The sequence below is a fragment of the Solihabitans fulvus genome (assembly GCF_008386585.1).
GTDB classification, from domain to species: Bacteria; Actinomycetota; Actinomycetes; order Mycobacteriales; family Pseudonocardiaceae; genus Solihabitans; species Solihabitans fulvus.
In genome coordinates this window covers 1-25,076 of sequence record NZ_VUOB01000010.1, presented here as the reverse complement: position 1 = coordinate 25,076, position 25,076 = coordinate 1, and the positions used below count along the sequence as shown (strand labels likewise).

Genomic DNA, 25,076 nt, shown 5'->3' with positions numbered 1-25,076 from the left:
TCCGGCAAACCGCCTCCGGCGGCGCACCGAGTTCGGTACGTTCTCGGCCGGAGACCACAGAGATGTCACCCCGCAATGCGGATATGGATGCCTCGGGAGGCCATGCGGTGCGCACTTCGGTCGCGCGTCACGGTGCAACGCTCGCGGTAGCCGTCGGCACGGCGGTGGCGCTGGTTCCCGTCGGAGCCGGGGTCGCCGCCGCCACTGAGTCGCTGGCGGTCGAGAGCATGATGTCGGGCAGCCTCAGCGCCCCGGTCGGCCTGAGCGCGGTCGTGCTCGGCATCGGCGGCCTGGTGCTCGGCCTGGTCCGCCGCCGTCGCGCCGCCGTCCTGCGCGCGACGCTCGAGCGCCCGGCCGAGGACGTGGACTCGCGCAGCACGGCCGCCGGCCCCACCGGCGCCACGCGCTGAGCCTGGCGCACGGAGTCGGCGGACCGGTCGCTGGTCCGTCGGATGACCCGCCCCGCCCTCGGGGCGACCAGCCTGGGAGAATTCGCCTCGTGTCGACCGAGAACGCAAGCGCCGCCGAGAACACCGCGACCGTCGAGGGCGCCGGGGACGCGGGGAGCGCCGGAAACGTGGGGCAGCAGGCCACGCCGCAGCGTCGTCCGCGCGTGCTGTCCGGCATCCAGCCGACCGCCGATTCCTTCCACCTCGGCAACTACCTCGGCGCGCTGCGGCAGTGGGTCGCCCTCCAGGACACGCACGAGGCGTTCTACTGCGTTGTCGACCTGCACGCGATCACGGTCGAGCAGGATCCCAAGGTGCTGCGGGCCCGTACCCGCGCGTCGGCCGCGCAGCTGCTGGCGATCGGCATCGACCCGGAGCGTTCCTCGCTGTTCGTGCAGTCGCACGTGCCGGAGCACGCCCAGCTCGGCTGGGTGCTGGAGTGCCTGACGGGCTTCGGCGAGGCCGGCAGGATGACGCAGTTCAAGGACAAGTCGGCCCGCCAGGCCGCCGACCGGATCAGCGTCGGGCTGTTCACCTACCCGATCCTCCAGGCGGCGGACATCCTGCTGTACCGGGCGGACTTCGTGCCCGTCGGCGAGGACCAGCGGCAGCACCTCGAACTGACCCGCGATCTCGCGCAGCGGTTCAACACCCGCTTCGGCAAGACCTTCAAGCTGCCCGAGCCCTACATCGTCAAGGACACCGCGAAGATCTACGACCTCCAGGACCCGACGGCGAAGATGAGCAAGTCGGTGCCGGCCGGCATGGTCGAACTGTTGGAGGACCCGAAGCGGTCCGCGAAGAAGTTCCGCTCCGCCGTCACCGACACCGGCCGGGAGATCGTCTACGACCCGGCCGAGAAGGCCGGCGTGAGCAACCTGCTGGTGATCTACTCCGCGCTGTCGGGCCGCTCGATCGACGACCTGGTCGCCGACTACGACGGCAAGGGCTACGGCGACCTCAAGAAGGATCTCGGCGAGGTCTTCACCGAGTTCGTCGCGCCGATCCAGCAGCGGGTGCGCGGATATCTGGACGATCCGGCCGAACTGGACAAGGTTCTCGCGCGCGGTGCCGAGCGGGCCAGGGAGGTCACCTCCGGCGTGCTGCGGGCCGTGCACGAGCGCGTCGGATTCCTGCCGCCGACGAGTTGATCTGTCCACAAAGGACTCGCGTTGCGGGTGATCACGGCCCTCGTTAGCGTTCAACTGTGACCGAGCGCACGCCAGCGACGAAGCCATCCCTGCTCCAGCGGCTGCGCGAGCGGCACGCCTGGCTCGATCACCTGCTGTGCGCCGCCGACCAGTACACCGAGCAGCACGGCTCGCACTACGCGGCCGCGGTCACCTACTTCAGCGTGCTCTCGTTGGTGCCGCTGCTGATGATCGCGTTCGCCATCGCGGGGTTCGTGCTGGTCGGGCAGCCGGACCTGCTCAACCAGCTCCAGGCGAGCATCGCCAAGGCGGTGCCCGGCACGCTCGGCAACACCATCAACGAGGCCGTCAGGCAGGCGCTCCAGTCCAAGGGCACGGTCGGCGTGGTCGGTCTGCTCGCCGCCGCCTACTCCGGGCTCGGCTGGATGAGCAACCTGCGCGAGGCGCTGACCGCGCAGTGGGGTCACCACAAGCAGAAGCCGCCGTTCCTCCGGACCGTGCTGCGGGACCTCCTCGCGCTGCTCGGCCTCGGCGGCGCGCTGGTGTTGTCCTTCGGCATCACCGTCGGCGGCGCCGCGTTCGGCCACACACTGCTCGAACTGGTCGGCCTCCAGGACACCGGCTGGGCCACCAGCCTGCTGTGGCTGCTGACGATCGTGCTGGCCCTGCTGACCAACTGGCTGGTGTTCCTGTGGGTGCTGGCCAAGCTCCCGCGCGAGCCCGTCAGCTGGCGCAGCGCCGTGCGCGGCGCGCTGGTGGCGTCCGTCGGCTTCGAGATCCTCAAACAGGTCGCCACCGTCTACCTCGCCAAGGTGACCACCTCGCCGGCCGGCGCCGCGTTCGGCCCGATCATCGGTGTGCTGGTGTTCGCGAACCTGGTCGCCCAGTTCCTGCTGTTCGTCACGGCGTGGACGGCGACCGCGCGGGACAACCTGCGGTCCGACCCGCCCAAGCCGCCGCCGCCCGCGGTGATCCGGCCGGTCGTCGAGGTGCGGGAAGGACCGAGCGTCGGCGCCACGGCCGGGCTGCTCGGCGTCGGCGCCGTGGCGGGCCTGGCGCTACGGAGCGTGCTGCGCCGCCGCTGAGTCGGTGATGTCGCGACCCTGCCCGGTGAATCGCCGTGATCGGCCTTCCCGGTCTGCCGGGTCGTCCCTAGCGTCGGCGTCGCCTCTGCTGAACCGATCCGGTTGGAGTCGACCGTGCGACTGTCCCGATTCGTGCCAGTAACCGCCGTGGCTGCCGTTGGGCTCCTCGCCGCGGTCGCGGTGTCCGCCGCCGGGGCCGAGGCGAGGTCCTCGGACGGCGAGCAGTGCCTCGCGTCCTGGTACGGCGACCCCGACCAGCCGGTGCACACCGCGAGCGGCGAGCTGCTCGACCCCGCCGCGCTCACCGCCGCGCACCGCACCCTGGTGTTCGGCAGCCGGATCCGGGTGGTCAACCGCAACGACGGCCGGGCCGTCGAGGTGCGGATCAACGACCGGGGCCCGCACACCGAGGGCCGCTGCGTGAACCTGACCAGGGCAGCGTTCGAGGCGATCGCCCCGCTGTCGGCCGGGGTGGCGCCGATCACCGTGCAGGTGCTGTCCGGCGAGGACGACCCGGCCATCCCGACCACGACGCCGCCTAGCCCGCCGGCATCGCCGACGCCCGCCGCCGCCGCGTCGTCGCCGTCATCCACTGCGCCGAACGGGTAGCTGTGCTGGCCCGTGCGCGATCCCGGCGACGGTCCTGCGACCGCGAACCGGCCAAGGCCCGTTGCGGGCCGCAGCGGGCGGCTCAGGGGCCGCTCTGCGCCGCCCTTGCCGCGCGGGCCGCCCGCGCCCGGCGCTTGCGCAGGACCATCAGCAGGGCGACCACGAGGAAGAGCCCGGCCGCCACGGTGAGCGGGCCGCCCGCGTTGCCGAACGCGACCGTCATCTGGTCGGGGGCGGCGTTGGAGTGGTTGGACTGCGGCAGCGTCTCGGCGGCGTGGGCCGGCCGCACGTCCTCGGTCTTCGGCGGGGTCGCCGCGGCCGGGTCGACCAGCTTGCCGATGTCCGAGGTGGTCTTCATGGCGAAGCCGTAGTCGAGCAGCCTGCCAGCTTGCTCGGTGATCTTGACCGGGGTCTGCTCGGCGCGCAGCAGCACGACGGCGAGCTTGTGCCCGTCCCGCTGGGCCGAGCCGACGAAGGTGTACCGCGCGTCGTCGGTGAACCCGGTCTTGCCGCCGATCGCGCCCTGGAAGCTGGTCAGCCACGCCTTGTTGTCGTTCTGGACCTGGATTGTCCCCCTGCCGACGCCGGCCAGGTCGGCGCGCTGGAGGCCGATCGCGGTGGCGAAGTCGGGGCTCTTCATCGCCGCGCGGAAGATCACCGCGACGTCGTAGGCCGAGGTGGTGTTCATGCCGGGGGCGTCGAGGCCGGACGGCGTCGCCGCCCTGGTGTCCTGCGCGCCGATCTCCCTGGCCAGGGCGTTCATCTTCTGCATCGCGCGGGGCGCGCCGCCGAGCGCCCTGGCGAGCGCGTTGGCCACGTCGTTGCGGGAGGAGAGCAGCAGCGCCTGGGTGAGCTGCGCCACGGTGTACCCGGTGCCGGGCACGATCTTGGTGCAGTTGCACTCCTGGGCCGCGTCGTCCTGGGTCGCGGTGACGACCGTGTCCTGCTTGAGCTCGCGGTTGACCACCATCGCGAGCAGGACCTTGATCACCGAGGCTGGCCGCTGCCGGCCGTGCGGGTCGTTCGCGGCGAGCACCGCGCCGGTGTCCAGGTCGGCGAGCAGCCACGACTGGGCGGTGATGTTGTCCGGCGGCTGCTGGGCGTTGGGCGGCAGCACCAGGCCGCACTCGCCCAGCCTCGGGCCGCCGATCGGCGTTGCCGGCACCTCGAGCGGGACCGGCGGCTTCGCGCCGGCCGGCGGGTTCTCCGAGGTGTCGACCGCGGCTGGCGGCGCGTCGCGGTTCGGGCACGCTGCGTTGTCCTGGGCGTGGAATCCGCCAGGGCCGACGGGGGCCGCCATGGCGGCGGGCGCGGCGAGCACCCCGGCGGTCACCAGGGTGCAGAGTGCGACGACCAGGGCAGCGACGGGCCGGCGAGCAGTGGAGGGCACGAAAACAGGCTAGCCACCCCGGTTGAGTGACCGACACCCACCACGTCGGATACTGAGCGTGTGAAGCTCTCCCGAGGCATGTCCCTGTTCCTGCTTGCGTTCGGGGTGTGGTCCTGGGTGATCTGGCCGACCTTCCTGAGCAACATCTGGAAGGACTCCCGTTCGTGGGACGCGGCCGGCGGCGCCACCGGGTTCTTCACCGTGCACCTGGTGCTGGTGCTCGTCTCGCTGACGTTGGGCACCGTGATCGGGGTCCTCGGCCTGCGCGGCGTCCTCGCCGCGCGGGCGGCCAGCCGATAGCCTCCCGGCCGGCCGCAACCCACCACAGAGGAGCCTTCCGATGGAATTCCTGCGTCACCTGCTCGTGTTCCTGCACCTGCTCGGCATGGGCATGCTGGTCGCGATGTTCTTCGTGCAGCGTCGGGCCGGCGCGGACGCCCCGCTGAACAAGGGCTGGCTGCACGGCTCGGGCCTCCAGCTGATCACCGGCGTGGCCCTCGTCGCGCTGTCGCCGGTGACGCACAAGGAGTACGACCACGTCAAGATCGCCGTCAAGCTGGCGGTCCTGGTCGCCATCGCGGTGCTGGCCGTGCTGTACCTGAACAAGAAGCGGATCCCGAGCTGGCTGGCGCCGGCCATGGGCGGGTTGGTCGTGGTCAACGTGGGCGTCGCCGTCTTCTGGGCATAGGCCGCGATTCTCGCCGTGTCGGACGCGTAACGGATCGCGCCGCCGCACCGATCAGGTGGTCAGTGGAGGGTTGCGGCCGTGTTCGCCGCCGCGCCCCGACTGGGGACTGTCAACACCTGATCAGCAGGCTGAGTGCGGTTTCGCCGCACCCGTGTGCCCGCGACGGCGGATGCAGGGCCGCCTTCGCGTGGGAGAGCGGAGAAGGGGCACCAGGTCGCTCCTGGCGCCCCTTCTCCTTGCCCCAGGCCGTCAACGCCTCGGACGAGGGCCTAGGGTCAAAGCTTTGGGTCAGGCCACGCAGCGCATCGGGCCGCCGTTGAGGGCGACCGCGTCGGCGAACGCCGCCAGCAGGTCGGGTTCCTCGCCGCGCTCCTCGGCGTAGGCGCGGTGCAGGTTCAGCACGATCCGCTCCCGGTCGGGCAGCCCGGCGAACTCGCCGAGCTCGCAGTCGAGCGCCGCCTCAAGCGGCGTCCGGCCGGCGGCCAGCCCGGCCAGCGCGGTGGCCCGCACCAGCCCGTAGTAGCGGCGGTGCGCGTCGAGGACGGCGGGCAGCGCGTCGCCGTCGATCAGCGGGCCGTGGCCGGGCACGACCGTGGCGGGGGCGAACCGGGCCAGCCAGTCCAGCGAGGCGATCGCGCCAGCGACGGACCCCATCAGCAGCAGCGGCGTCACCCCGTGGAACAGCAGGTCGCCGCTGAACAGCACCCGCTCCGCCGGCAGCCACGCGACGACGTCGCCCTCGGTGTGCGCCGGGTGGCCGGGGTGCCGAAGCTCGATCCTGCGCTGCCCGGTGTGCAGCGTCAGCTCGTCCCGCAGGGTGACCGTCGGCGGGCGCACGGCGGTGACGCCCCAGTCCGGCAGCGGCGACCAGATCGGGGGCGTCGCGGCCAGGATGAAGTCGGCAAGCAGGCCGGCGCGGGTCCGCTCGTGCGCGACCAGCACCGTCGACTCCGGCAGCAGCGCGTTGCCGTAGGTGTGGTCGCCGTGCAGGTGCGTGTTGACCGCGAGCCGGATCGGCGCGTCACCGGAGGCCGCCGCGACGGCGGCGAGGAACCTGGTGGTGCGCCGCGCGGTCGCGCAGGTGTCCACCAGCACGACGCCGTCCTCGCCGAGCACCGCGCCCGCGTTGTTCACCCACCACGAGCCGTCCGGCTGGATCCACGCGTGCACCCCGGCCGCCACCTCCCGCAGGCTCGCCGCGTCGGGTCGAGCGCTGTCCTTGTCCGACATTCGGGCATCGTCAGAATTCCGGCCATCGTCAGACATCCGGCCACCGTCAGGCATCCAGGCACCGCCGTTTCCTCGTTCCGTGGACTGACCGGGCCAGCCTGGCAGGCGACCTCCCGTCGGGACAGCCCCGAAACGCGACGGCCCCCGACACCGTGGGGTGTCGGGGGCCGGCCGTGCTGGCGGGGTCAGACGCGCTTGAACAGCAGCGCGCGCTTGACCTCCTGGATCGCCTTGGTGACCTGAATGCCGCGCGGGCAGGCGTCCGTGCAGTTGAACGTGGTGCGGCAGCGCCACACGCCGTCGACGTCGTTGAGGATGTCCAGGCGCTCCTCGGCGGCCTCGTCCCGGCTGTCGAAGATGAAGCGGTGCGCGTTCACGATCGCGGCGGGGCCGAAGTAGGAGCCCTCGGTCCAGTACACCGGGCACGAGGTCGTGCAGCAGGCGCACAGGATGCACTTGGTCGTGTCGTCGAAGCGCTCGCGGTCCGCCGCGGACTGGATCCGCTCGCGGGTCGGCTCCTGGCCGTAGTTGATCAGGTACGGCTTGACCGCGCGGAACGCCTCGAAGAACGGCTCCATGTCGACGAGCAGGTCCTTGTGCACCGGCAGGCCCTTGATGGGCTCGATGGTGATCGTGGTCGCCTTGCCGCCGCCGGCCAGCAGGTCCTTCACGAGAACCTTGCAGGCCAACCGGTTCACGCCGTTGATGCGCATGGCGTCGGACCCGCAGATGCCGTGCGCGCAGGAACGGCGGAAGGTCAGCGTGCCGTCCAGGTACCACTTCACGTGGTGCAGCAGGTTCAGCACCCGGTCCGTCGGCAGCGCGGGAACCTGGAAGGACTCCCAGCGCGGCTCGTCGTCGAACTCCGTGTTGAACCGGCGGATCTTCACCGTGATGGTGATGGCGCCCTCCGGCACCGGGGGCTGCGAGCCCCTGGAACCGGCTGCGTTGGTCTTGTCCTGACCCGCCGACGTGTTGTCCTGCGCGGAGGCGGCGGAAGTTGCTGAAGCGGTCATCAGTACTTGCGCTCCATCGGCTGGTACCGGGTAAAGGTCACAGGCTTGTAGTCCAGCCTGATGTCGGCGGTGAGCCCCTCGCCCTGCTTGTACGCCATGCTGTGACGCATGAAGTTCGTGTCGTCGCGGTTGGGGTAGTCCTCGCGGGCGTGCCCGCCCCGCGACTCCTTGCGCGCCAGCGCGCCGGTCACCAGGATCTCCGCCAGTTCGAGCAGGAAGCCGAGCTCGGCCGCCTCGAGCAGGTCGGTGTTGAACCGCTTGCCCTTGTCCTGCACCGAGATGTGCGCGTACCGCTCCTTGAGGGCCTGCACGTCGTGCAGCGCCTGCTTGAGCGTCTCCTCTGTGCGGTACACCGAGGCGTTCGCGTCCATCGTGGCCTGGAGCTCGATGCGGATGTCCGCGACGCGCTCGTGGCCGTGCTCGGACAGCAGCAGCGCGAGCTGCTCCTCGACGACCTTGGTGGGGTTCTCCGGGATGTCCACGTGGTCGTGCGCGAGCGCGTACTCGGCCGCGGCGATGCCGGCCCTGCGGCCGAACACGTTGATGTCCAGCAGCGAGTTCGTGCCGAGCCGGTTCGCGCCGTGCACCGAGACGCAGGCGCACTCGCCGGCCGCGTACAGGCCGGGGATCACGTTCTCGTTGTCCCGCAACACCTCGGCGTGAATGTTGGTCGGGATGCCGCCCATCGCGTAGTGCGCGGTCGGGTACACCGGCACCGGTTCGGTCACCGGGTCGACCGCGAGGTAGGTGCGGGCGAACTCGGTGATGTCGGGCAGCTTGGTCTCCAGCACCTCGGCCCCGAGGTGCGTGCAGTCCAGCAGCACGTAGTCCTTGTTCGGGCCGGCGCCGCGACCCTCCAACACCTCGAGCGCCATCGACCTCGCGACGATGTCGCGCGGCGCGAGGTCCTTGATGGTCGGGGCGTAGCGCTCCATGAACCGCTCGCCGGAGGCGTTGCGCAGGATCGCGCCCTCGCCGCGCGCGCCCTCGGTGAGCAGGATGCCGAGGCCGGCAAGGCCGGTCGGGTGGAACTGGTAGAACTCCATGTCCTCAAGGGGAAGGCCCTTGCGGAACACGATGCCCATGCCGTCGCCGGTCAGCGTGTGCGCGTTCGAGGTGGTCTTGAAGACCTTGCCGAAGCCGCCGGTGGCGAACACGATCGACTTCGCCTGGAACACGTGGATCTCGCCGGTGGCCAGCTCGTAGGCGACCGCGCCGGTGCAGACCGGGCCGTCCTCGCCCTCGGTGAGCAGGACGTCCAGCACGTAGAACTCGTTGAAGAACTCGATCCCGTGCTTGACGCAGTTCTGGTACAGCGTCTGGAGGATCATGTGGCCGGTGCGGTCCGCCGCGTAGCAGGCGCGCCGCACGGCCGCCTCGCCGTGGTTGCGGGTGTGGCCGCCGAACCGCCGCTGGTCGATCTTGCCCTCGGGCGTGCGGTTGAACGGCAGGCCCATCTTCTCCAGGTCGAGGACCGCGTCGATGGCCTCCTTCGCCATGATCTCGGCGGCGTCCTGGTCGACCAGGTAGTCACCGCCCTTGATCGTGTCGAAGGTGTGCCACTCCCAGTTGTCCTCCTCGACGTTGGCCAGCGCGGCACACATGCCGCCCTGTGCCGCGCCCGTGTGGGACCGCGTGGGGTAGAGCTTGGTCAACACGGCGGTGCGGGCGCGCTGGCCGGACTCGATGGCCGCGCGCATACCGGCGCCGCCGGCTCCGACGATGACGACGTCGTACTTGTGGAACTGCATTCCGGCTTCTCCCTGGACGCCCGGTGCGTAACGTGGTGGGGCGGCGTCAGTTGGTGATGTTCGGGTCGAAGGTGAAGATCACGAGCGTGCCGAGCGAGACGATCAGCACCATCGAGACGTAGAGCGCCATCTTCAACCAGAACCGGGTGGCGTCCTTGCGGGCGTAGTCGTTGATCACGGTGCGCAGGCCGTTGCCGCCGTGCAGCTGGGCCAGCCACAGCATGAGCAGGTCCCAGAGCCGCCAGAACGGCGACGCCCAGCGGCCGGCGACGAAGCCCCAGTTGATCCGGTGCACGCCGCCGTCGAGGATGTTCATGATCAGCAGGTGGCCGAGCACGAGGATCACCAGCGCCATGCCGGAGATCCGCATGAACATCCAGCTGTACAGCTCGAAGTTGTTGCGGCGGGCGGCGGGGCGGCGCGGGGCGCGCGGCCGGGCGAGGACCAACTGCTGGTCGGTCGTGGTGGCCATCACTTGCCCCCGAACAGGTTGCTGACGGTGCGCTCGAGCATGAAGTACGCGCCGGGGATCATCACGACGACCCAGATCGCGAGGATGATCCAGAGCATTGGGCGCTGGTACTTGGGGCCCTTGGACCAGAAGTCGACCAGCATGACCCTGATGCCGTTGAGGGCGTGGTAGAGCACCGCGCCGACAAGGCCGAGCTCGAACAGGTTCACGATGGGGTTCTTGTAGGTCTCGATGACCTTGTCGTACGCGTTCGGCGAGACCCGCACCAGGGCGGTGTCCAGCACGTGCGCGAACAGGAAGAAGAAGGTGAGCACCCCGGTGATCCGGTGGGCCACCCAGGACCACATGCCCAGGTCGCCGCGGTAGAGCGTGCCGCCGCCACGGGAGTCGCCCGCCCGTTCGGTTGCGCCCGCCGCTGGGGCGGTGGTGCTGGCCACGGTGAACGGCCTCCAACGTCGCTGATGGACTTCGGTCCGCAGCACCGCACCACGACTGGCAGTACGTCTGTACGGGACCTTTGACGCACCGGATGCTAGACCCGGGTGCTGCGGCTGACCCAACGACGTGCACCGCTGTGTGACTCATGAGACACACAGCCATCCGATCGAGTGGTTCTGCACCGATCCGGTGATCGACCACGGCGACGGGCCCGGCACCCCGCGAAACAGCCGGTGTGCCGGGCCCGTCGCTCAGAGGGCAAACGTTTGCGCTCGCGCCTTTCAGCGCTGTGCAGACGTCGCGCTAGTGGCGCCCCTCCTGATCCCACGCCTTCTGGGCGTTGGCCTGGATGCCGGACATCTTCTTGATGATCTCGAAGGCGGGCTTGCCGACCCAGCCCTCCCACTCCTTGGCGCTCTTGATGTTGGCCGCAGGCTTCAGGAACTTGTTGTAGGCGTCCGGGAAGTCCGCCTTCAGCTTGTCCTCCAGCGTCTTCATCGTCTTGTACGAGTCGGGGAACTTGTTCTTCAACCAGGTCTCATGCATCTTCATCCACGGCCCGGTGTGCTCGATCGGTGGCGTAGGCCCGGTCGGCGGCGCGGCCGGGTCGTGCCCGCCCGCGGGCGGCGCGGCGGGGTCGTGCCCACCGGGAGGTGCCGCCGGGTCATGACCGCCGGGAGGCGCAGCCGGGTCGTGACCGCCGGGGGCCGGCTGGTGGCCGGGCGGCGCGGGCGCGGGCCGTGGGTTGGTGAAGGGCTCGTGCGGTTGCCCTGTTGGCGGGTGGCCGGGCTGCGTCGGCGGGTGGCCGGGCGGCGCGGGTGCGGGCCGTGGGTTGGTGAACGGTTCGTGCGGTTGCCCTGTTGGCGGGTGGCCCGGTTGCGTCGGCGGGTGGCCCGGAGGAGCCGGTGCCGGGCGCGGGTTGGTGAAGGGCTCGTGTGGCTGCCCTGTCGGCGGGTGGCCGGGAGGAGCCGGCGCGGGCCGTGGGTTGGTGAACGGCTCGTGCGGCTGCGCGCCGCCAGGCCGGCCGCCGGGGGGAGCCGGCGCGGGGCGCGGGTTGGTAAACGGCTCGTGTGGCTGCCCGCCGCCGGGTCGGCCGGGCGGCGCGGGTGCCGGGCGTGGGTTGGTGAAGGGCTCGTGCGGCTGCGAACTGCCCGGTCCCGGACGCGCTGGGTTGCGCGGCGGGATCGGCGGTGGCCCGCCCTGCGGGTTGCCCGGTCCCGGACGCGCTGGGTTGCGTGGCGGGATGGGTGGCGGCGTGCCCTGCGGCGTGGTGTGCGGGGCGTTCGGCTCGTGCACGGTCGGGTTGCCGGTCGGCCTCGGCGGGGCCGGCGGCCGGGGCGGCACGGGACCCGTGCCCTGCGGCGCGGTGTGCGGCGGCGCGGGCGCCGGGCGCGGGTTGGTGAACGGCTCGTGCACCGGTGGGCCGCCGGCCGGTGTGTGTGTCGGCGGGGCCGGTGCGGGGCGCGGGTTGGTGAAGGGCTCGTGCGGCTGCGTCACCGGGGGCGCGCTGCCCTGCGGGGCGGTGTGCGGCGGCGCGGGCGCGGGCCGTGGGTTGGTGAAGGGCTCGTGCACTGGCGGACCGCCGGCTGGCGTGTGCGTCGGCGGTGCGGGTGCGGGGCGCGGGTTGGTGAAGGGCTCGTGTGGCTGCGTCACCGGGGGCGCGCTGCCCTGGGGCGTGGTGTGCGGCGGCGCGCCCGTCGGGCCGCCGTGCGGGTCGGGCGGGGTGTGCACCTGACCGCCTCCGCCGCCACCGGACGGACCGGTGTGCGGGGCGTTCGGGCCGCCGTGCGTGATCGGCCCCATCGGGATCGGCTCGTGCACGTTCGGGCCGTGCGGCGCGGACGGACCGTGCGCGCCGCCGCCTCCGCCGTGCGGGATCTTGCCCTTCATGGTCTTGGCAATGTCGGCGATCTTCTTGGCGGTGCGGCCGGCCAGCGCGATGAGCGCGGCCAGCTTCTCGCCGAGCTGGATGCCGGTCGCCGTGGCCCAGCCGACGCAGGTGGCCAGCCCGGCCGGGATCGACGCGCCGAACGTCGGGATGGCAGCGGCGAGCGCGATCAGCATCGTCGCGATGATGTCGCCGAGCACCGACGTGATCAGGTCGCGGAACAGGGCGCGCGCGGCCGAGATGACCGCCATGTTGGCGTACAGCACATAGCCAGCGGCGTCCACGGCGGTGCCGGCGTCGTCGATGGCGGTGGTGTGCTCGGCCATCTTCTTGCGGAAGGCGTCACCGGCGTCGCCGGTCCACTTCGCGATCTCGCCCTGGAGCGCGGTCGTGTTGTCCTTGGCCGTGTTGTGCAGCGACTGGCCGACCTCGTGCATCTGGCTGGCCAGCTTGCTGATCTCGTCGGGGTTGCCGGCCAGCGCGTCCAGCGGTATCCGCAGGAAGCTGACGTGCTCGATCAGCCAGCCGAGGCCCGCGGAGATCAGCGAGGCCAACGGGTTGAAGATGAACTTGATGGTGTCGAGGACAACGTTGACGACGCCCAGCCCGATGCCGATCGCGGTCTCGGCGGTGTCCTTCTTGCCCGCGTCCCTGATCGAGTTGATCAGGCCGGCGTAGGAGTCGACGAACCCGGCGCCGGAGGTCGTGTTGTCGGCGGTCACGTTGAGCACTGCCATCGAGTCAGCCCCCGAACTTGCTGCTGTTGTTGGCGTCGGTCTCTCGGTAGTGCGCCGCGGTGTCCCTGGTCAGCTTGGCGGCCTCGTCCATCGAGCCGGCCACGCCGGAAACCTTGTCCTGCACCACTTTCAGCGCGATCCGGCTCGGCACCGCGAGCACCTGGCCCATCACCGCGCCGAACGCCTGGAAGTCGAAACCGTTGGCGGCGCCCACCTTGTCGGCCGCGCCGTGCACCTCGGCCGCGCGCTTGTCGAGTTCTCCGGCGAAGCTGTCCAGCACAGTCGGGTCGACGCCGAAACCCGGTCCGTTCACCACAGCGGCTCCTCGTCGTCTTCCTCGTAGTTCCGCTTCGCCGGCTTGGCGGGACGCGGCGGGGCCTGCGGGCTCGGCGGCCCGGTCCGCTCGTTCTGCTCGTCCTCGTTGAGCGCGTCGGGGGCGGGCTCCGCGTCCACCGGCTCCTCGTCGGGCACGGGCGGCGGCAGGAACTGGTTCACCACGTCCATCACCTGGGTGCCAGCGGCCATCGGCTGGAGCGCCTCGACGACCAGTTGCGACGCCTGCTGCTGGGCCCGCGCGGCCGTGCTCATGATCAGCTGGGCGAGTTCGGCGGGACGGCGCGTCATGGCGCGCTCGGTCAGGGCCAGGTTGTCCAGGGCGCCGCTCGGGCCGATGGTGACGGTCACGCTGCCGTCGGGTGAACTCGCCGTCCCCGACGCCTCGGCTAACCGCTCCTGGAGTTCCGTGCTCTTTTGTTGGAGGTCCGCCACGTGCCGCTGGAAGTCGTCGAGCCAGCCCTGCGGATCGACCTGTGGGTCCATGCCCTGCACTATCGACTGATCAGGTGATCAACCGACCACGCTCAGGTGAACGTTGCAGGAGTGGCCGCGCTGTGCACGGGATCCGTTGCCCGAACGCCCAACGCCGCGCGGTTGGTCGGGCAGCGGGGATCGTCCAGCTGGCCCAGACTTGGCTGCGCGGTGCACTGGCTGGAAGGAGACCGTCACCTTGGGTGGCCGCCGTCAACGATTCGGTCACGTGCCAGCAGGTCGTTGGGAACCTCCCCTTACCGAGGGGTACGGTTCGCCACTCGGAACTCGACAACGCTGTCGGGTCGTGGCTGCTCAGTGAGCAGGGAGGAGACGAGCGTGCGTCGTCGTATGCGTGGGGTCGCGGTAGTCGCGGTCGCACTGACCAGCGCCCTGTCGCTGGCAGCTTGCGCCAAGGACAGCGGTAACTCCAGCAACAACAACAATGCGTCGGGCAACCCGAGCAGCGGATGCAAGCTGGCTGACAAGCCCGCTGCCGCGCCGGCCGGCTCGACCAGCGCCGATGCCGGCGGCAAGGTCGACGGAAGCGCGCTGAAGATCGGTCTCGCCTACGACATCGGCGGCCGTGGCGACGGCTCCTTCAACGACGCGGCCGCGGCCGGCCTGGACAAGGCCATCTCGGACATGGGCGTCAAGAAGGACAACACCAAGGAGCTCACCGCGAGCGCCAACGAGAGCCCGGCGGACAAGGAGACGCGGCTCCGCCAGCTCGCGACCGGCGGCTACAACCCGGTGATCACCGTCGGCTTCGCCTACGCCGACGCGCTCAAGAAGGTCGCCGCGGAGTTCCCCGGCACGAAGTTCGCGATCGTCGACGCGACGGTCGACGGCGCGGCCAACGTGACCCCGCTGACCTTCACCGAGGAGCAGGGCTCGTTCCTGGTCGGCGTCGCGGCGGCGTACAAGAGCAAGGGCTGCCACATCGGCTTCGTCGGCGGCGTGGACGTCCCGCTGATCCAGAAGTTCCAGGCCGGGTTCGCGCAGGGCGCCAAGGCGGCCGCGCCGGACATCAAGATCGAGTCCAAGTACATCAGCCCGGCAGGCGACTTCAGCGGCTTCCAGGACCCGAACAAGGGCAACGTCGTCACCAAGGGTGAGCTGGACGCCGGTGCGGACGTCGTCTACCAGGCGGCCGGCAAGTCCGGCGAGGGCGTGTTCGCCGCTGCCAAGGCCGCGAACAAGCTGGCCATCGGCGTCGACTCCGACCAGTACAACCAGCCGACCGTCGCGGCGAACAAGGACGTCATCATCACCTCGATGGTCAAGCGCGTCGACGTCGCGGTGTACGACTTCATCAGGGCCTTCGCCAAGAACGACCTGACGACCGTGCCGAAGGTGTTCGACCTGAAGGCGGACGGCGTCGGCTACGCCACCTCCGGCGGCAAGATCGACGACATCAAGGACGTGCTTGAGGCCTACAAGGCCCAGATCGTCGCGGGGAAGATCACGGTGTCGGCGACTCCGACCAAGTAGTTCGCCAGCCAGCAGACGCGTGGGGCCCGGGAGAGGAGCACTCCTCCCCGGGCCTGACGCGTCGTTGCAGACGTCTTTTCGAGGAGTGCCGATGAGCACCGTCGCCACCGAGCGGGCCGCCCCGCAGGAGTCCGAGCGGGCGCCGGCCGTCGTCCTGACCGGCATCACCAAACGTTTCCCCGGCGTCGTGGCCAACCGCGACGTGGCCCTCACCGTGCGCCAGGGCGAGGTGCACGCGCTGTGCGGCGAGAACGGCGCTGGCAAGTCGACCCTGATGAAGATCCTCTACGGCATGCAACAGCCGGACGAGGGCACCATCGAGGTCGAGGGCCAGGAGATCAGGTTCCGGTCGCCGACCGACGCGATCAAGGCCGGCATCGGCATGGTGCACCAGCACTTCATGCTCGCCGACAACCTGACGGTGCTGGAGAACGTCGTGCTCGGCGCCGAGAAGCTGCACGGCATCGGCGGGAAGGCCCGCCGCACGCTGGTCGAGCTCGGCAGGACCACCGGCATGCGGGTCGACCCCGACGCGCTGGTGGAACGCCTCGGCGTCGCCGACCGGCAGCGGGTGGAGATCCTCAAGGTGCTCTACCGGGGCGCGCGGATCATCATCCTGGACGAGCCGACGGCCGTGCTGGTGCCGCAGGAGGTCGACGAGCTGTTCGACACCGTGCGCGGCATGCGGGACCAGGGCTTCACCTTCTTGTTCATCTCGCACAAGCTCGACGAGGTGCGCACCATCGCCGACAGCGTGACGGTGATCCGGCGCGGCACCACGGTCGGCACGGCCGACCCGAAGGCGATCAGCTCCCGGCAGCTCGCCGAGATGATGGTCGGCAGCGAGCTGCCCAGCCCGGAGACCCGCGAGTCCACGGTCACCGACCGTCCGGTGCTCAGCGTCGAGGAGCTGACCCTGCTGGCCGAGGACGGCTCTGGCCGGCCGGTGCTTGACGCGGTCGACCTGGTGGTCCGGTCCGGCGAGGTGCTCGGCATCGCCGGCGTCGAGGGCAACGGGCAGACGGAGCTGGTCGAGGCGATCATGGGCATGCGCGCGAGCAGCGCGGGCCGGATCGTGCTCACCAGCGCCGACGGCACGCGGACGGACCTGACCAAGCTCGGCACCCTGGCCCGCCGCGAGGCCGGCATCGGGTACGTGCCGGAGGATCGCACCAGGCACGGCCTGCTGCTGTCGGAGCCGCTGTGGCTGAACCGGGTGCTCGGCTACCAGACGCGACCGCCGGTGTCGAAGGGCCAGTGGCTCGACATCGAGGGCGCGCGGGCCGACACCAAGCGCATCGTCGAGGAGTTCGACGTCCGCACGCCGAGCATCGACGTGCCGGCCGCGGCGCTGTCCGGCGGCAACCAGCAGAAGCTCGTGGTCGGCAGGGAGCTGTCCGGCGACCCGGTGCTGCTGATCGCCTCGCACCCGACCAGGGGCGTCGACGTCGGCGCGCAGGCGCTGATCTGGGATCAGATCCGCAACGCCCGCGCGAGCGGCCTCGCGGTGCTGCTGATCTCGGCGGACCTGGACGAGCTGATCGGCCTGTCCGACACGATCAAGGTGATGCTGCGCGGCCGGCTGGTCAGCGACGCGGACCCGGCCACCGTCACGCCGGAGGAGCTCGGCTCCGCGATGACCGGCGCCGGCGACGACCCCGACACTGCGCCACCAGCTGAACCCGCCGAACCCAAACCGTCCACAGTAGACAGTGCGGGTCAGGCGGCAGAGACGACCGCCCCGGCGCGCGCCGAGGACGAGGCAGAGGGAGGTGACCAGGCATGAACCTGTTGCGGGGCAAGCTGATGCCGCCGTTGTTGGCGATCGTGTTCTCCGCGCTGCTGTGCTCGGTCGCACTGGTGATCTCCGGGAGCAACCCGGGCACGGCGTTGTCGGCGATGGTGTCGCAGGTCGGCCACGGCACGACCGCGGTGGACATCGTGAACAGCGCGTCGGTGTACTACCTCGCCGGGCTCGCGGTGGCCATCGGCTTCAAGATGAACCTGTTCAACATCGGTGTCGAGGGCCAGTTCCGCGTCGCCGCCGTGACCGCCGCGGTGGTCGGCGGCGCGCTGCGGCTGCCGCCGGTCCTCGACGCCATCGTGATCCTGCTGGTCGCGGTCCTGACCGGCGCGCTGTACGCCGCGATTCCCGCCGTGCTGAAGGTGACCAGGGGCGTCAACGAGGTCATCTCGACGATCATGCTGAACGCGATCGCCATGGGCATCGTCGCGTACATGATCCGCCCGGACGTCTTCGGTGTGCTGCACGGCAACAACATCAGCACCGCCGAGATCCCGACGGCCGGCCAGGTGCCCGGCATCAGCTTCGGCAGCGGCGGCACGGTGTTCGGCCTGGTGATCCTCGCCGCCGCGATCGGCGTCGGCTACTGGGTGATGATGAACCGCAGCCGGTTCGGCTTCGAGCTGAGGGCCTCCGGCGAGTCGCCGACGGCGGCCACCGCAGGTGGCGTCAACGCCAAGAAGATGGTGCTCACCGCGATGCTGCTGTCCGGCGGCATCGCCGGCCTGGTCGCCATGCCCGAGCTGCTCGGCCGCGACCACAGCTACGGCATCATCTCGCCGGCAGGCTACGGCTTCACCGGCATCGCGGTCGCGCTGCTCGGCCGCAACCACCCCGGCGGCGTCGCCTTCGGCGCGCTGCTCTGGGCGTTCCTGGACAAGTCCGCGCTCGCGCTGGACAACGTCGGCGTGCCCAAGGAGATCGTGACGATCATGCAGGGCACCATCGTGTTGTCCGTCGTGGTCGCCTACGAGATCGTCCGGCGCGTCGAGCTGGCCGCCGAGCAGCGCAGGGTCGGCCGCGAACTCGGCAACACCGGCGGCACCCCGCCGCAGCCCGCCGTCGCCAGCGCAGGAGGCGAGTCGTGACGACGATGACGAGCAACCCGGCCGCCGCCCCGCTGACGGTGGCCGTGCCGCCGAGGCGCAGGAAGCTGCCGGGCTGGGCCAGCGGCATGATCTGGGTCGCGCTGGCCGTCGCCGTGCTCACCACGGCCTCGTACCTGACCGGCGTGCCGCAGCTGACCTCGTCCGGCACCACGCAGACCGCCGTCGTGCTGGCGCTGCCGATCCTGCTCGCCGGCCTCGGCGGTCTGTGGTCGGAGCGGGCCGGCGTGGTCAACATCGGCCTCGAAGGCATGATGATCTTCGGCACCTGGGGGGCCGCGTACGGCGGCTACTACTGGGGGCCGTGGGCCGGCCTGGCCTGCGCGGCCGCGTTCGGCGCGCTCGGCGGCCTGGTGCACGCGATCGCCACGGTGACCTTCGGCGTCAACCACATCGTCTCCGGTGTGGCCATGAACCTGCTCGGCGCGGGCATCGCGAAGTACCTGTCCACGCTGATCTTCGAGCCGCTGTCGCACAACCCGAGGTCCTCGCCGACGGTGCCGAAGTTCGACACCTACTCGGCGTCCGGGCTGTCGGACTGGTTGCAGCAGCTGGAACAACAGCAACGCGTCGGCATCTCCGACGTGGCAGGCCTGCTGCGCGGGATCGTCACCGGCGTGTCGCCGATGACGATGGTGACCATCGCGCTGGTGCCGATCACGTTCCTCGTGTTGTGGCGCACCAGGTTCGGCCTGCGGCTGCGGTCCTGCGGCGAGAACCCCGTCGCGGCCGAGTCGCTTGGCGTGAACGTCTACCTGCACAAGTACGTCGCGGTGATCGCCTCCGGCGCGCTCGCCGGCATGGCGGGCGCGGCCCTGGTGCTCAACCCGGGGCAGTCCGGTTACCTGGAGGGCCAGACCAACGGCCGAGGCTACATCGGCCTCGCCGCCATGATCTTCGGCAACTGGCGGCCCGGCGGCCTGCTCGGCGGCGCGGCCCTGTTCGGCTACTCCGACGGCCTCCAGCTCAGCAGCGGCGGCAAGACCGTCCTCGCGCTGATCTACGGCGCGGTGCTGCTGCTCGCGGTGCTCGTGATCGTGCAGTTGGTGCGCCGCAAGTGGTTGGCCGCGAGCGTCGGCTTCGTCGCGGCAGGCGGCCTGTACGCGGTCTACTGGAGCGTGGACAGCCTGCCGACCGAGTTCACCCCGTACCTGCCGCACTTCGTCACCCTGATCGTGCTCACGGTCGCCTCGCAGCGACTGCGACCACCGGCGGCGGACGGCTTCATCTATCGACGCGGACAGGGAGACTAGGACGTGGGTGCTCCGGTCGATTCCCCGGTGGTGGACTGGGATGCGTTGCGCGCCGCGGCCGTTCGCGCCGCGCAGGACGCGTACTGCCCGTACTCCGGGCTTCAGGTCGGCTCGGCCGCCGTGTGCGACGACGGCCGGGTCGTGGTGGGGTGCAACGTGGAGAACGCGGCGTACGGCGTCGGGTTGTGCGCGGAGTGCACGATGGCGGGCCAGCTGCGGTTGACGGGTGGGGGCCGGTTCGTCGCGGTGGCCTGCCGCAGCGGATCCGGTGACCTGCTGATGCCGTGTGGCCGGTGCCGCCAGGTGCTCTTCGAGCTGGGCGGCCCGGACTGCCTGGTGGACACCGCGCGCGGGGTGCTGCCGATGAGCGAGGTCCTGCCGGACGCGTTCGGTCCGGCCGACCTGCCCGCGTGACGCTGTTTTCGTTGTTTCGTAAGGAGTTCCTGTGAGCCGTGAGCCCTTCTCCGCCGTGGACGTCATCCGCGCCAAGCGCGACGGCGTGGTGTTGACCGACGACCAGATCGACTGGGTGGTCGACGCGTACACCAGGGGCGTCGTCGCGGACGAGCAGATGTCCGCGCTGGCCATGGCGATCTTCCTGAACGGGATGCGGCAGACCGAGACCTCGCGGTGGACGAACGCGATGGTCCGCTCGGGCGAGCGGCTGCACCTGTCGGTCGACCGGCCCACCGTGGACAAGCACTCGACGGGCGGCGTCGGCGACAAGATCACCCTCCCGCTCGCGCCGCTGGTCGCGGCCTGCGGGGCGGCGGTGCCGCAGCTGTCGGGGCGGGGCCTCGGGCACACCGGCGGGACGCTGGACAAGCTGGAGTCCGTGCCGGGGTGGCGGGCGAACCTGTCCACGGCGGAGATCACCAGGCAGCTCAGCGAGGTCGGTGCCGTGGTGTGCGCGGCGACCGAGGGCCTGGCGCCCGCGGACCGCAAGCTCTACGCGCTGCGGGACGTGACCGGGACCGTCGAGTCGGTGCCGCTGATCGCGAGCTCCATCATGAGCAAGAAGATCGCCGAGGGTGCCGAGGCGCTGGTGCTGGACGTGAAGTTCGGCTCTGGCGCGTTCATGAAGACGCTGTCCGACGCCCGGACCCTGGCCGAGGCGCTGGTCGGCATCGGTGTCGCGGAGGGGTTGAAGATCAGCGCCCTCCTCACGGACATGTCCGTGCCGCTGGGCCGCGCGGTGGGCAACGCCGTCGAGGTCGCCGAGTCGGTCGAGGTGCTGCGCGGCGGCGGCCCGGCGGACGTGGTCGAGCTGACCGTGGCGCTCGCGCGGGAGATGCTGTCTCTGGCGGGTTTGCCGGACGTGGACCCCGCGAAGGTGCTGGCCTCTGGCGCGGCGTACGAGACCTGGGCGCGGATGATCAGCGCGCAGGGCGGCGACCCGGAGGCCGCGTTGCCGAAGGCGTCGCACGTGCACGTGGTCGAGGCGCCGGAAAGCGGCGTGCTGGCCTCGCTCGACGCGTACGCGGTCGGCGTGGCCGCGTGGCGGCTCGGGGCCGGGCGGGCGCGCAAGGAGGACCCGGTGCAGGCGGCGGCTGGTGTGCTGTGCCTGGTGAAGCCGGGCGAGCCGGTGGAGGCCGGGCAGCCGCTGCTCGAACTGCACACGGACACGCCGGACGCCGTGGCCGGGGCCCTGGCGGCGCTGGAGGGCCAGTACGCGGTGGCCGATTCCGCCGCCGAGCGCGGGCCGATGGTGGCGGAGACGATCCGGGGCTGAGGTGGTCGTGGGTCGGGGTGCGGGGACACCGACGACCCGACCGCAAATCAACCCGTGCCGACCGCTACGGCAACTTCGGTTCCACCAACTGCGCAACCTGTACCGCGAAAGGACATGTGTCGTTGTCGCTGTAGTGGGTGATGACGTCGACCCGTGCGGATGACGTGACCCCAATGGCAATGGTGCAGCTACCGGTCGTGTCCACAAGCTGTTTGGCTAGGTGGTTGCCGACCTTGGTGTCGGTTATCTGGCCGCCGTTGGGTTGCATCCCGGCCAGACCTACGTTCGTGCGGATGCCGATCCCCAAACTCCCGTTGGCAGGCTGAAGCTGACAGGTGTCGGCGGAGCCGATCTTCTTCCGTTGCGGCTGGCCGGAGATACCCAAGCCAGCGACCTCGTGCTGCGACAACAGCGAGCAGGGGTCCCGGCTCTCCAACGAGCTGCCGGCGCTGTTCGAGATCGATGAACTACCGGAGTTACTGCTGGGCGAGGGGTCCGTCGCAGCGCCACCTGGCGCGGGCATGGGCTGGCCCGTTGTCGGTCCACCGCACGCCGTGGCAACAAGCAGAGAGGCGGCTGTCAAACCGAGCAGGACGATGCGACGTATCACGTGTGTTTCCCCTGGGTGGTCAAACGGAGTAGGTGGGGCCGGCTGCCCTGTGCAGGCCCTGCTTACCGCTCTGATCCGTGGCTTGGTAGGACTCCATCGACTGCTGGATCGAATCCTTGGTGTCCTTCAAGTCCTGCTGTAGTTGCTTCAACGCCGGTACCAGACCCTGCTCAGGGTCGGTCGCGATGGTCGCCAGGAACGGCTTGTACACCTGCGCAGCCGGTGTCAGCCCCAACGGCGGTTCCTGCCCGAGAATCGATGCTTGCTGCAGCGCGCTGTCGAGCTTGTTGCTCAAGGTATCGATGGCCTTGATCAGGGCCTGGCCTCCGGCGTCGCTGATGGCGAAGCCTTCGGCGGCGGCTGCCTTGAGGCCGGTCACTGCCTGGCTGATCCCCGCAAGTCCTCCGGCGAATTCCCCCATGTATGCCTGCGGCATGCAGGATCACCCTCTCCGTAACTGGAGACCAACTCTGCGTGAGCAACCGTAGCAAGTCGAGAATCTCGGTGTCCGGTAGTTCGACGCTTCACCGCGGCCGACCGTTCTTCAGCGGACCCGGCCAATAGGGCAGCTCCCGCGCCCACGACGACATGCGTGTCATCGCATCGCCCTGGACATGGCTCGGGCCCGTGACGCCGTGACAACACCGGCGTGACGGGCCCGAGAACCAGACGGATCAGGCGCCTTCGGCGGCCAGTTCGTCGGTGTCGATGTCGATGTTCTTGTCGTTGAGCTTCGTGCCGTTCTTGCGGGTCCGACGCTGCGGCCTGGGCAGCGCGGTCGGCGCGGGCGGCGGGGTGGGGGCGCCGCCGCCGAGGATCAGTTCGGCGAAGGTGGCCATGGCCTCGTCCAGCTGGCCACCGATGCGCTGCTCGGACTCCTGGTTGCTCTTGCGCACCAGGCTGGTCAGCGAGTCCGTGGTTGGCCGCTCGGTGAGGGTGCCGTGCACGGTGTGCAGGCTCTGCTCCACGGAACCCGCCAGCTCGCCGATGCGCGCCGACACGCCGTCCTCGACGGTGTCGAGGCGGCCGGCCAGCTCGTCGAGCCTCGACGTGACCTGCTCGAGCCGCTGCGCGAGCGCCTCGAGCCGGTCGGTGCCGTCCACGGCGTCGCGAGTCTCCTCGATCGCCGCGTGCAGCGCCTGCCTGCCCTCCTGCACCTTGCCGTGCACGCTGTCGCGGGCCTCGACGACCGACTTGGCCAGGCTGTCCCTGGTGGCGTCGAGGTTGTCGCGCGCGTCGTCCAGCCGGCCGTGCACGGCCGTCGTGGACTCCGTGACGGTCCGCTGCAACGCCTCGCGGGTGCCGTCGAGGTGCTCGTGCACGCCCTCGTCCACCTCGTCGATGCGGCCGCGCAGCGTGGTCTCCAGCGCCTCGATCCGCTCGCGCAGCGGCGCGTGCACGGCGCCGGGCAGCGCCTCGAGCCTGCCGTCCTGCTTGTCGAGGTGGAGGTCGAGGTCGTCGAGTCGCTTGTGGATGTGCGACAGCTTGTCCTCGAGGCCGTCCATCCGGCCTGCGACGCCCTCGAAGCGGCCGGCGACGCCGTCGAGCCTGCCGTCCAGCTGCGCGAACGGCTTGGCCAGCTTGTCGATGAGTCCCTCGACAGTCCTGCCGAGCCCCGCGATGGCCCCGTCCTGCGCCTCCAGCCTGGCCAAGGTCTCGTCCAGCCGCTCGGCCAGCACGCTGACCTCGGTGCGGTCGGGCAGTTCGGACAGCCGCTTGCGGACCGAACCCAACGACTCGAGCGGGGACATTCGCGCGTGGATCTCGTCCAGCGCGTCGAAGATCTGCTGCTGTTCGCTCTCACGAATCTCCGCGGCGCGCGACAGCATGTTGCGCATCCGGTCGAAGGACGGCGTGGAGTTGTGGTTGTTGTCGTTCACAGCTGGTGGCCTTCGTCCAGGGGAGGGGAGACCTCCGGGAGCCTAGCCACTTCCGGGCTCCGCTCCCTAGCGCCCCCTGCCCCAACTTGCTCGCAGAGTGGCCGACTTTGCTCCGTTCGGGTGACAAAGCATGGGTCTGAACGGGTGTAGCGAATGATCTTCATGTTGGCGCGGCAAGGAGACTTCCGCCGTGTGAGTGACTAAAGGGCCAAGTTTGATTGCGCACAGTGGCGCACGGTCGCCGCAACCGCCTTAAGGCGGGCGTGCGTGCATACGACAGGGTGGTTTTCCGGCCATCCCGTAACAGTGCAGGTGATCATACCCGCGCAAGATCGTTCAGTGGGGTCAGGACACGCCGACACCGAGGTATACCGTGTCGGCCATGCCGACCCCGTTGACCCCCGAGGCCATTCGCAGCGCGCCCAAGGTGCTGCTACACGACCATCTCGACGGTGGCCTTCGCCCGCAGACGGTGATCGACCTGGCCGAGGAGTCTGGATATCAGGGACTGCCGACCACCGACGCCGACCAGCTCGGCACCTGGTTCCGCGACGCGGCCGACTCCGGCTCGCTGGTCCGCTACCTGGAGGGCTTCGCGCACACCTGCGGCGTCATGCAGCAGCGGCAGGCCATGGTGCGGGTCGCCGCAGAGGCCGCCGAGGACCTGGCCGCCGACGGCGTCGTCTACGCGGAGGTCCGCTACGCGCCCGAGCTGTTCCAGGAGGGCGGCCTGAGCCTCGACGAGATCGTCGACGCCGTGCAGGAGGGCTTCCGGCTCGGCGAGCGCCGCGCGGCCGAGGCCGGCAGGACGATCCGGGTCGGCACGCTGCTGTGCGCCATGCGGCAGAACGAGCGCTCCCTGGAGATCGCCGAGCTGGCCGTGCGGCACCGCGACTCCGGCGTCGTCGGCTACGACATCGCCGGGCCCGAGGCCGGCTTCCCTCCGACCAAGGGGCTCGACGCGTTCGAGTACCTGCGGCAGCAGAACGCGCACTTCACCATCCACGCTGGCGAGGCGTTCGGGCTGCCCTCGATCTGGGAGGCCATCCAGCACTGCGGCGCGGAACGGCTCGGCCACGGCGTGCGGATCATGGACGACATCAAGATCGACGAGAACGGCACCGCGCATCTCGGCCGGCTCGCCTCCTACGTGCGCGACCGACGGATCCCGCTGGAGATGTGCCCGACGTCGAACCTCCAGACGGGCGCGGCGACCTCTATCGCCGAGCACCCGATCGGCCTGCTGGCCAAGCTGCGCTTCCGCGTCACCCTGAACACCGACAACCGGTTGATGAGCCACTGCTCGATGTCGAGCGAGTTCGCGGCGCTGATCGACGCCTTCGGTTACGGGTGGGCCGACCTCCAGTGGTTCACCGTCAACGCGATGAAGTCCGCCTTCATCGACTTCGACGACCGGCTGTCGCTGATCAACGACGTGATCAAGCCCGCCTACGCGGAGCTGCTGGCCTAGAAGTGTCCTGAAGAT

The 25,076-nt window shown here is 70.4% G+C and carries 25 protein-coding genes; 13 read left to right on the top strand and 12 right to left on the bottom strand.

The features are described 5' to 3' along the window. Nucleotides 1–107: 107 nt before the first annotated feature. From F0L68_RS05665 to F0L68_RS05650, 4 genes are all read left to right on the top strand, one after another. The gene (locus F0L68_RS05665; RefSeq protein WP_149848395.1) at nt 108–410 is read left to right on the top strand and encodes a hypothetical protein; all 303 of its coding nucleotides are present in this window, start codon (nt 108–110) and stop codon (nt 408–410) included. A 167-nt stretch (nt 411–577) separates the two neighbouring features. Next, nucleotides 578–1,600 carry a tryptophan--tRNA ligase gene (gene trpS, locus F0L68_RS05660; protein ID WP_149848722.1) on the top strand — a complete coding sequence of 341 codons (1,023 nt, stop codon included), beginning with the start codon at nt 578–580 and terminating at the stop codon, nt 1,598–1,600. 56 nt (nt 1,601–1,656) lie between these two features. Continuing rightward, a complete protein-coding gene (gene yhjD / locus F0L68_RS05655; RefSeq protein WP_149848394.1) occupies nt 1,657–2,685 on the top strand; it encodes an inner membrane protein YhjD in 1,029 nt (342 codons plus the stop codon). Nucleotides 2,686–2,832: 147 nt separating this feature from the next. Beyond that, a complete protein-coding gene (locus tag F0L68_RS05650; RefSeq protein ID WP_223198527.1) occupies nt 2,833–3,294 on the top strand; it encodes a septal ring lytic transglycosylase RlpA family protein in 462 nt (153 codons plus the stop codon). 82 nt (nt 3,295–3,376) lie between these two features. Here F0L68_RS05650 and F0L68_RS05645 read toward each other — a convergent pair whose 3' ends face one another. After that, nucleotides 3,377–4,684, bottom strand: a complete 1,308-nt coding sequence (locus F0L68_RS05645) for a D-alanyl-D-alanine carboxypeptidase family protein (protein ID WP_223198526.1) — start codon at nt 4,682–4,684, stop codon at nt 3,377–3,379. A 60-nt stretch (nt 4,685–4,744) separates the two neighbouring features. Between F0L68_RS05645 and F0L68_RS05640 the strand changes: the two genes are divergently transcribed. Next, on the top strand, nt 4,745–4,984 hold the full coding sequence (locus F0L68_RS05640) for an SCO4848 family membrane protein (protein WP_149848392.1): 240 nt from the start codon (nt 4,745–4,747) through the stop codon (nt 4,982–4,984). A 40-nt stretch (nt 4,985–5,024) separates the two neighbouring features. Further along, complete coding sequence (locus tag F0L68_RS05635; protein WP_149848391.1) at nt 5,025–5,372, top strand: hypothetical protein; 348 nt, start codon at nt 5,025–5,027, stop codon at nt 5,370–5,372. Between the two features lie 288 nt (nt 5,373–5,660). On the opposite strand, the gene F0L68_RS05630 is transcribed toward F0L68_RS05635, so the two are convergent. The 8 genes from F0L68_RS05630 to F0L68_RS05595 form a co-directional block, all read right to left on the bottom strand. After that, entirely contained in the window at nt 5,661–6,602 is a 942-nt protein-coding gene (locus tag F0L68_RS05630) for an MBL fold metallo-hydrolase (protein WP_149848390.1), read from the bottom strand. Nucleotides 6,603–6,787: 185 nt separating this feature from the next. Beyond that, nucleotides 6,788–7,618, bottom strand: coding sequence for a succinate dehydrogenase iron-sulfur subunit (locus F0L68_RS05625; RefSeq protein WP_223198525.1), 831 nt, complete (start codon nt 7,616–7,618; stop codon nt 6,788–6,790). Further along, a complete protein-coding gene (gene sdhA, locus F0L68_RS05620; RefSeq protein WP_149848389.1) occupies nt 7,618–9,369 on the bottom strand; it encodes a succinate dehydrogenase flavoprotein subunit in 1,752 nt (583 codons plus the stop codon). Before sdhA ends, F0L68_RS05625 begins: the two co-directional genes overlap by 1 nt. Before the next feature lie 46 nt (nt 9,370–9,415). After that, on the bottom strand, nt 9,416–9,841 hold the full coding sequence (locus F0L68_RS05615; protein WP_149848388.1) for a succinate dehydrogenase hydrophobic membrane anchor subunit: 426 nt from the start codon (nt 9,839–9,841) through the stop codon (nt 9,416–9,418). Next, complete coding sequence (sdhC, locus tag F0L68_RS05610; RefSeq protein ID WP_149848387.1) at nt 9,841–10,278, bottom strand: succinate dehydrogenase, cytochrome b556 subunit; 438 nt, start codon at nt 10,276–10,278, stop codon at nt 9,841–9,843. The genes F0L68_RS05615 and sdhC overlap by 1 nt, the downstream gene beginning before the upstream one ends. 304 nt (nt 10,279–10,582) lie before the next feature. Continuing rightward, nucleotides 10,583–12,904 carry a WXG100 family type VII secretion target gene (locus tag F0L68_RS05605; protein ID WP_149848386.1) on the bottom strand — a complete coding sequence of 774 codons (2,322 nt, stop codon included), beginning with the start codon at nt 12,902–12,904 and terminating at the stop codon, nt 10,583–10,585. Nucleotides 12,905–12,908: 4 nt separating this feature from the next. Continuing rightward, nucleotides 12,909–13,217 carry a WXG100 family type VII secretion target gene (locus F0L68_RS05600; protein ID WP_149848385.1) on the bottom strand — a complete coding sequence of 103 codons (309 nt, stop codon included), beginning with the start codon at nt 13,215–13,217 and terminating at the stop codon, nt 12,909–12,911. Further along, nucleotides 13,214–13,723, bottom strand: coding sequence for a YbaB/EbfC family nucleoid-associated protein (locus F0L68_RS05595; protein ID WP_149848384.1), 510 nt, complete (start codon nt 13,721–13,723; stop codon nt 13,214–13,216). Before F0L68_RS05595 ends, F0L68_RS05600 begins: the two co-directional genes overlap by 4 nt. Before the next feature lie 339 nt (nt 13,724–14,062). On the opposite strand from F0L68_RS05595, the gene F0L68_RS05590 reads away from it, so the two are divergent. The 6 genes from F0L68_RS05590 to F0L68_RS05565 all read left to right on the top strand — a co-directional run bounded on the left by F0L68_RS05590 (nt 14,063) and on the right by F0L68_RS05565 (nt 21,100). Further along, the gene (locus tag F0L68_RS05590; RefSeq protein WP_149848719.1) at nt 14,063–15,205 is read left to right on the top strand and encodes a BMP family lipoprotein; all 1,143 of its coding nucleotides are present in this window, start codon (nt 14,063–14,065) and stop codon (nt 15,203–15,205) included. 91 nt (nt 15,206–15,296) lie between these two features. Next, entirely contained in the window at nt 15,297–16,991 is a 1,695-nt protein-coding gene (locus F0L68_RS05585) for an ABC transporter ATP-binding protein (RefSeq protein ID WP_149848383.1), read from the top strand. Further along, entirely contained in the window at nt 16,988–18,097 is a 1,110-nt protein-coding gene (locus F0L68_RS05580) for an ABC transporter permease (protein ID WP_149848382.1), read from the top strand. The genes F0L68_RS05585 and F0L68_RS05580 overlap by 4 nt, the downstream gene beginning before the upstream one ends. A gap of 5 nt (nt 18,098–18,102) precedes the next feature. Then, nucleotides 18,103–19,368 (top strand): ABC transporter permease, encoded by a 1,266-nt coding sequence (locus F0L68_RS05575; protein WP_149848718.1) that lies wholly within the window; start codon nt 18,103–18,105, stop codon nt 19,366–19,368. Nucleotides 19,369–19,398: 30 nt separating this feature from the next. Beyond that, nucleotides 19,399–19,782, top strand: coding sequence for a cytidine deaminase (locus F0L68_RS05570; protein WP_149848717.1), 384 nt, complete (start codon nt 19,399–19,401; stop codon nt 19,780–19,782). A 31-nt stretch (nt 19,783–19,813) separates the two neighbouring features. Further along, complete coding sequence (locus F0L68_RS05565; protein ID WP_149848381.1) at nt 19,814–21,100, top strand: thymidine phosphorylase; 1,287 nt, start codon at nt 19,814–19,816, stop codon at nt 21,098–21,100. Between the two features lie 64 nt (nt 21,101–21,164). Here F0L68_RS05565 and F0L68_RS05560 read toward each other — a convergent pair whose 3' ends face one another. From F0L68_RS05560 to F0L68_RS05550, 3 genes are all read right to left on the bottom strand, one after another. After that, on the bottom strand, nt 21,165–21,710 hold the full coding sequence (locus tag F0L68_RS05560) for a DUF3558 family protein (protein ID WP_149848380.1): 546 nt from the start codon (nt 21,708–21,710) through the stop codon (nt 21,165–21,167). Between the two features lie 19 nt (nt 21,711–21,729). Further along, nucleotides 21,730–22,146 (bottom strand): hypothetical protein, encoded by a 417-nt coding sequence (locus F0L68_RS05555; protein WP_149848379.1) that lies wholly within the window; start codon nt 22,144–22,146, stop codon nt 21,730–21,732. 238 nt (nt 22,147–22,384) lie between these two features. Continuing rightward, nucleotides 22,385–23,590 (bottom strand): apolipoprotein A1/A4/E family protein, encoded by a 1,206-nt coding sequence (locus F0L68_RS05550; protein ID WP_223198524.1) that lies wholly within the window; start codon nt 23,588–23,590, stop codon nt 22,385–22,387. A gap of 382 nt (nt 23,591–23,972) precedes the next feature. Between F0L68_RS05550 and F0L68_RS05545 the strand changes: the two genes are divergently transcribed. Beyond that, entirely contained in the window at nt 23,973–25,061 is a 1,089-nt protein-coding gene (locus F0L68_RS05545) for an adenosine deaminase (RefSeq protein WP_149848378.1), read from the top strand. The last annotated feature ends 15 nt before the right edge of the window (nt 25,062–25,076 follow it).